The sequence below is a fragment of the Plantibacter sp. CFBP 13570 genome, assembly GCF_014841395.1.
Classification (GTDB): domain Bacteria; phylum Actinomycetota; class Actinomycetes; order Actinomycetales; family Microbacteriaceae; genus Plantibacter; species Plantibacter auratus.
Genome location: NZ_JACYTW010000105.1, coordinates 1 through 6,784, shown reverse-complemented (window position 1 = coordinate 6,784; position 6,784 = coordinate 1). Strand labels below are relative to the sequence as shown.

At 69.2% G+C, this 6,784-nt stretch carries 6 protein-coding genes; 1 reads left to right on the top strand and 5 read right to left on the bottom strand.

Going from position 1 to position 6,784, the window contains the following annotated elements:
* Positions 1-185: 185 nt before the first annotated feature.
* The gene (locus IFT89_RS19225) at positions 186-1,979 is read right to left on the bottom strand and encodes an MDR family MFS transporter (RefSeq protein WP_137244142.1); all 1,794 of its coding nucleotides are present in this window, start codon (positions 1,977-1,979) and stop codon (positions 186-188) included.
* Positions 1,980-2,088: 109 nt separating this feature from the next.
* On the bottom strand, positions 2,089-3,183 hold the full coding sequence (locus IFT89_RS19220; protein WP_202939766.1) for an alpha/beta hydrolase: 1,095 nt from the start codon (positions 3,181-3,183) through the stop codon (positions 2,089-2,091).
* A gap of 81 nt (positions 3,184-3,264) precedes the next feature.
* Here IFT89_RS19220 and IFT89_RS19215 point away from each other — a divergent pair, with 81 nt between their 5' ends.
* A complete protein-coding gene (locus IFT89_RS19215) occupies positions 3,265-4,116 on the top strand; it encodes a M15 family metallopeptidase (protein WP_071260628.1) in 852 nt (283 codons plus the stop codon).
* Between the two features lie 114 nt (positions 4,117-4,230).
* Here IFT89_RS19215 and pgm read toward each other — a convergent pair whose 3' ends face one another.
* Genes pgm through IFT89_RS19200 form a run of 3 tightly spaced genes read right to left on the bottom strand, consistent with a single transcriptional unit; the run spans position 4,231 to position 6,564 of the window.
* Entirely contained in the window at positions 4,231-5,850 is a 1,620-nt protein-coding gene (gene pgm / locus IFT89_RS19210; RefSeq protein WP_202939765.1) for a phosphoglucomutase (alpha-D-glucose-1,6-bisphosphate-dependent), read from the bottom strand.
* Positions 5,851-5,878: 28 nt separating this feature from the next.
* Entirely contained in the window at positions 5,879-6,325 is a 447-nt protein-coding gene (locus IFT89_RS19205; protein ID WP_137244139.1) for a TA system VapC family ribonuclease toxin, read from the bottom strand.
* Entirely contained in the window at positions 6,322-6,564 is a 243-nt protein-coding gene (locus tag IFT89_RS19200) for a ribbon-helix-helix protein, CopG family (RefSeq protein ID WP_124767583.1), read from the bottom strand. Before IFT89_RS19200 ends, IFT89_RS19205 begins: the two co-directional genes overlap by 4 nt.
* Positions 6,565-6,784 lie beyond the last annotated feature (220 nt).

Here is a 6,784-nt window from a genome sequence, read left to right as displayed (position 1 = left end):
TGCGGCGTGAGCGCGCCCCTCCGGAGGGGCGCGCTCACGCGCTGGGGCCGCGGTGACGCCGATTCGACAGCGGTCACGTCAGCGCACCGCGCTGACACCCGGATGACCCCGTCAGCGCGGTGCGCTGGCGGCGGTCACCCCGCGCTCACGTCAGCGCGGTGCGCTGGCGAACCGACGAACGACGGTCAGCGACGGGCGGAGGGATCGACGACGCGGTTGCTCGCGGTGTCGGGTGACAGCTGCGACCCCGCCAGCTCGGCGGCACGCTGGGCGGCGAGCGACAACTCGTCCTCGGCGTCCTCCGCAGCCTGGGCGTCGGTGCGCTCCTGCAGCGCGGACTTCGCCCGCAGCGGCGGCGCCTTGAGGAACCAGCTCAGCACGAACGCGACGGCGACCACCGCGAAGCTCACCCAGAACACGGTCACGGTCGCATCCGCGAATCCCGTGAGGAACGGCGCGGCCAGGTCGTGGTTCGCACCGACGAGGAACGAGGTGTCGCCGTCGAGCGCGGAACCGGCCGAGCCGCCGGACTGCACCTTGGAGAGCACGTCCAGGATGCCCTTGTTGGCGGGATCGGAGAGCACGGCAGGGTCCTGTGCTGCAGCCTGGGCGTTCGCGAGCAGCGTCGGGTCCTTGAACGCCGCACCGATCGTGTCGGGGAGTCGCGTGTAGAGCACGGAGAAGATGACGGCCGTGCCCAACGTTCCACCGATCTGGCGGAAGAAGGTCGACGAGCTCGTCGCCACCCCGATGTCGCGTGCCTCGACGGCGTTCTGGCTGGCGATCGTCAGCGTCTGCATCAGCTGGCCGAGTCCGAGGCCGACGAGCAGCATGCCGCCCATCATCCACCAGACCGGCTTGTCCGCCGTCGCGAAGCTGAAGTAGAAGAAGCCGCTCAGGAGCAGGAAGGTGCCGACGATCGGGAACGCCTTGTACTTGCCGGTCCGGGCGATGATCTGGCCGCTCGCGATCGACGAGATCATGAGGCCGAGGATCATCGGCAGCATCAGCAGACCGGACTCGGTCGGCGTCGCGCCCTCGACGAGCTGCAGGAACAGCGGCACCGTCATCATGGCGCCGAACATGCCGAACCCGACGAGCACACCGAGGATCGTGGCGACCCGGAAGGTCGAGTTCTTGAACAGCTTCAGGGGGATGAGTGCGTCGTCGCCCATGGCCCGCTCGACGAGGATGAACCCGATGATGCCGGCGACCCCGATGGCGTAGCAGGCGATGGACCCGGCCGAGGCCCAGCCCCAGATGCGGCCCTGCTCGGCGACGAGCAGCAGGGGCACGACGGCGAGGACGACCGTGGCGGCACCCCACCAGTCGATGCGGACGCTGTGGCGCGTGTGCGGGATGTGCAGGAAGCGGAGGACGATCGCGAGCGCGATGACGCCGATCGGCAGGTTGATGAGGAACACCCAGCGCCAACCGGTGATGAACAGCAGCTCGGGGGCACCGGCGAACAGGCCGCCGATCAGTGGGCCGATGACGCTCGAGACGCCGAAGACCGCGAGGAAGTACCCCTGGTACTTGGCGCGCTCGCGCGGGGCGAGCATGTCACCCATGATCGTCAGCGGCAGGGCCATGAGGCCACCGGCACCGAGGCCCTGGATGGCGCGGAAGATCGCCAGCTCGTACATCGAACCGGACATGCCGGCGAGGAGCGAGCCGATGAGGAAGATCGAGATCGCGATGATGAACAGCGGGCGGCGGCCGAAGATGTCGGACAGCTTGCCGTAGATCGGCGTCGAGACGGTCGAGGTGATCAGGTACGCGGTGGTGACCCACGCCTGGAGGGCCATGCCGTCGAGGTCGTCGGCGATCGTGCGCATCGAGGTGCCGACGATGGTCTGGTCGAGCGCGGAGAGGAACATCCCGGCCATGAGGCCGAAGATGATGAAGAGGATCTGCCGGTGGCTGAGGACGGGGGCGGATCCCGACGGCTCGGTCGAGGCGGGGGAACTGGATGACATGCGGTCTCGTTCGACTCTGGGCGCGCCGGTTTGCGGGCGCACCGACGTTGGGGATTTTGCGTAGTGTGCAAACTTACACCCGGCGCAAGTTCCGCGGCAACCGCTTCGGTCAGGGCGTGGTGGTCGGCGCTGCGTCGAGGTTCGCGTCGAGCGCCGCGAGGTAGTCCAGGGTGGCCGCGAGTGCCACGTGGGCGTCGTCGAGGTCGAGGTGGAACTGGTACTCGTGGGGGAGTGCCGGCTCGTGGTCAGCGGCCCAGAACAGCTTCGTGACGTCGACGCCGGCGTCCTCGAGCGCGCTGCTCATCGGGACCGACTGCAACCAGGTGAGCGCGTCGCCGTTCCCGCCGGTGATGAAGGTCGGCGGGAAGTCGGCGGTGACGAAGTCGATCGTCGACATGAGCGCGCCGGTCGACGTCTCCGACCAGTCCTTCGTACCCGCGTAGGCCCAGAGGGCGGTCTGGAGGCCCCAGGCGCCGATGCCGTCGAGCTCGGCCATCGCCGGCAGGTCGTAGACCCCGCAGTTGAGGATCGTCCCGACGAGCTGCTCGGCGTCGATACCAGGGGTAATGCCCGACAGCGTCGCGTAGTCGGGGTTGGTCGTGAGGACGGCGAGCTGGCTGGCGAGCTGCGATCCCGCTGAGTCGCCCGCGAGCACGAGGCGATCCGGGTTCCCGTTCCACTCGGCGGCGTGCTCCGAGATGTACGCGAGGGCGTCGTTGAGTTGGTTCACGGCCGTCGGATAGACGGCCTCGGGAGCGATCGTGTAGTTGACCGCGATCGTCGTGTACCCCGCTGCTGCGAGGATGCGGAGGTAGGGCTCGACGTTGCCCTTCTCGCCGGAGATCCAGGCGCCGCCGTGGATCCAGACGATCGTGGTCAGCGGTTCGGTGCCGTCCGCTGGGGTGAAGACGTCGAGGGTGGTGTCCACCTGCGGTCGGCCGCCGCTCGGAGCCGCGTACGCGATGTCGCGGAACTCCGTGAGCTTCGTGTCGGGGACGTACGGTTCCATCTCTGCGACCGTCGCAGCACCGCCGCGTTCGAACACCGAGCGGATGAGGAGCGCGGACGGCCACGGGGTGATGGCCGCGATGACCGCGACGACGAGGCCGAGACCGACCACGACGGCGGCCGCGGTCAGGAGCCGACGGAACCGCGGGCGCTTCCGGTGCGTCGGCGCGTGGTGTGCTGGCGTCCCTGCGGTCATGGTCGGGCCCCTCGTCCGGTGTGCAAGCCTGTCGACAGTGTGGCAGAGGCGCATGCGCCGTGTCGCGGTTAGGCTCGACGTGTGACCGCAGCCCACCAGCCCTCCCATCGACGCCCGGTTTCGCGGCGCGTCCGACGCAACCGCGTGATCGCGTTGAGCGTCCTGGCCGCCGCGCTCGCGATCCTGCTCGTGGTGCTCGTCGTCAACATCGCCGGCGGAGCCACGCCCACCCCGGCCGCCGCCACGAAGACACCGAGCGCGACCCCGTCCGTCACCCCGACGCCGACCCCCACGCCGACCCCGACGGAGACGGTACCGGTCGCGCCCCCTGCCCCGCCGGCGTTCGACAAAGCCGCCTACTCGATCGACGACCCGCTGAGCCCGTGGGTGGTCGTCAACAAGACCCGACCGCTGAACCCGGTCGACTACACGCCGCCGGACCTCGTGTCCGTCCCTGTCGCCCACACGTGGGACCCGCTGTTGCGTGCCGAGGCCGCCGCCGCGATCGTGCAGCTGTTCGACACCGCCTCCGCCGAGGCCGGCCTGTCGCTCGCTTCGAACAGTGCGTACCGCAGCTACTCGAGCCAGGTGTCGGTGTACGACAGTGAACCCGACGATTCGACGACCGCGCGCCCCGGCTACAGCGAGCACCAGACCGGCTGGACGATGGACATCGGAGCCGAGAGCGGCAACTGCTCGCTCAACACCTGCTTCGGCGACACGGCGGAGGGCCAGTGGCTCGCCGCGAACGCCTACCGCTTCGGGTTCCTCCTGCGGTACCCGGCCGACAAGGTCGACGTCACCGGCTTCTCGTTCGAGCCGTGGCACTACCGCTACATCGGCGTGCCGCTCGCGACCGAGATGCACAACACGGGCGTCACGACGCTCGAGGAGTTCTTCGGGCTCCCGGCGGCTCCCGGATACCTGAACTAGCCCTTCGACAGGCTCAGGGACCGGGGGTCGGCTCGTCCCTCGACAGGCTCGGATGCAGGCGACGGGCTCGGCGAGCGTGTGTCCGCTCGCCGAGCCCGTCGAGGCGTCGGCTGCCTAGGCGCCGAGGGCGGCGTCGACGATCTGCTTCGCCTCCGCCTGGACGAGCTTGAGGTGCTCCGCACCCTTGAACGACTCGGCGTAGATCTTGTAGACGTCCTCGGTGCCGGACGGACGCGCGGCGAACCACGCGTGCTCGGTCACGACCTTGACGCCGCCGATGGCCGCGTCGTTGCCCGGCGCATGGCTGAGCTTCGCGACGATCGGGTCGCCGGCGAGCTCGGTCGCCGTGATGGCGTCGCCGTCGAGCTTGCCGAGCCGCGTCTTCTGTTCCTTCGAGGCCGCGGCATCGACGCGCTCGTACACGGGGTCGCCGAAGCGCTCGGTCAGTTCGCGGTAGAGCACCGAAGGGGTCTTGCCCGTCACGGCGAGGATCTCGGCGGCGAGCAGACAGAGGAGGATGCCGTCCTTGTCGGTGGTCCACACCGAGCCGTCGAAGCGGAGGAAGCTCGCGCCGGCGCTCTCCTCGCCACCGAAGCCGACCGAGCCGTCGACGAGACCGGGGACGAACCACTTGAAGCCGACCGGGACCTCCCAGAGGCGGCGTCCGAGGGACTCGGCCACGCGGTCGACGACCGACGACGACACGAGGGTCTTGCCCACCGCTGCGTCGTCGCGCCAACCCGGCCGGTTCGCGTAGAGGTAGTCGATCGCGACGGCGAGGTAGTGGTTGGGGTTCATGAGCCCGGCGTCGGGCGTGACGATGCCGTGGCGGTCCGCGTCGGCGTCGTTGCCGGTGAGGAGGTCGAACTCGTCGCGTCGTGCGACGAGCGCCGCCATGGCGGAGGGCGACGACGGGTCCATGCGGATCTTGCCGTCCCAGTCGAGCGTCATGAACGCCCAGGCCGGGTCGACGTGCGGGTTCACGACGGTGAGGTCGATCTCGTAGCGGTCGGCGATCGCCTGCCAGTAGTGGACGCTCGCACCGCCGAGGGGGTCGGCACCGATGCGGATCCCGCTGCGCTTGATGGCGTCGAGGTTGATGATGTGCTTCAGGTCGTCGACGTAGTTGCCGCGGAAGTCGTACGTCTCGACCGCGGACGGTTCCGCCATCTTCACGTCGTGCAGCCCGCCGGCGATGAGCTCGTTGGCGCGGTTCGCGATCCAGGAGGTCGCGTCGGAGTTGGCAGGTCCGCCGTGCGGGGGGTTGTACTTGAAGCCGCCGTCGGCCGGCGGGTTGTGGCTGGGCGTGACGACGATGCCGTCCGCCTGGTCGCCGTTGCCCTCGGCGTTGTACTTGAGGATCGCGTGGCTGAGCGCGGGGGTCGGCACGAAGTCGTCGAACTCGTCGACCAGGACGCGCACGCCGTTGGCGACCAGGACCTCGAGGGCCGTCGTCTGCGCCGGCCCGCTGAGCGCGTGGGTGTCGGAGCCGATGAAGAGCGGCCCGGTGATGCCCTGGCCCGCTCGGTACTCGACGATCGCCTGCGTGGTGGCGGCGATGTGGTCCTGGTTGAACGCGGTGTTCAGCGAGGAGCCGCGGTGGCCGGAGGTGCCGAACACCACCCGCTGCTCGGGGATCGAGACGTCCGGCTTCAGCGTGTAGTACGCGTCGATGAGCGACGGGACGTCGATCAGATCTGCTTCGGTGGCGGGGGTACCTGCGCGATCGTTCATCGCACCAGTCTGGCAGGAACGACCGATGTCAGGAAGGCGCTTGACCCGTGGCGAGTGGCGATTCCCAGCGGAGGTCGGGGAAGCGCGCGAAGTCGCGATCGAGCGTGACGAAGGTCGCCCGGTGTTCGATCGCGAGTGCGGCGTGGGCCGCGTCGGCGACGAGGTTGCCTTGGGCCTCGACCGCTGCACAGAGCGAGGTGAAGATCGTCCAGAACGACGGGCCAGGGCGGACCACCTGAACGCCGGGCTCGTCGCGGAGTCGCTGCATCTGCTCGAGCGCGACGGAGATCGGAGTGGGATCGACGAAGATCCGACGCTGGGTCACGATCCGGATGTACCCCGCGAGCACGGCTTCGCTGACACCCAGGGGTTCGCTCGATCGGACGGCATCTTCCAACCAGGTTGCGAGCGTGCGGTGGTGTTGTGAATCGGGTCGGAACGCGCCGATGAGGACGTTGGTGTCGACCACCTTCACTCGAAACCGTCCATGATGTCCTCGAGTTGCGCGTTGTTCGTGAGGTCGATTCCTGGGCGGGGTCCTCCTCCGCCGTACGGCACGACCTTGTAGGGCTCCCGCTCGGGCGGTGCGGCCGCGGCCGCCAGCTTCGCGCGCAGGGCCTCTTCGATGTAGGCGGTCACGGTCTTCCCCTCCTGCGAGGCGTGCTCGCGGACGGCCTCGTAGAACTCGTCGGCGAGTCGGATGGTCGTGCGCATGAGCCGAGCCTACGAAGGCGTATGTCGGTATGTCAACGACGCTACCGCGTTCCATCGGCGCAGGAGTGAGCCGACGCGGATCTGTGGAGAGGACGCTGGTCCGGGTGCCTGTGGAGGGCCGTCGACTAGCGCGTGGCGAGGAGCGCCGCGGCCGAGGCGGAAGCGGAGGCGGTCGTGGAGGCGCCCGTCGTGGATGCGGCCGCCCCGGCGCCCGCGGCGT

Excerpts from the sequence above, each read along its gene's own strand:
- IFT89_RS19225 (WP_137244142.1), bottom strand. The coding sequence starts at position 1,979 with ATGTCATCCAGTTCCCCCGCCTCGACCGAGCCGTCGGGATCCGCCCCC.
- IFT89_RS19220 (WP_202939766.1), bottom strand. The coding sequence starts at position 3,183 with ATGACCGCAGGGACGCCAGCACACCACGCGCCGACGCACCGGAAGCGC.
- pgm (WP_202939765.1), bottom strand. The coding sequence starts at position 5,850 with ATGAACGATCGCGCAGGTACCCCCGCCACCGAAGCAGATCTGATCGAC.
- IFT89_RS19200 (WP_124767583.1), bottom strand. The coding sequence starts at position 6,564 with ATGCGCACGACCATCCGACTCGCCGACGAGTTCTACGAGGCCGTCCGC.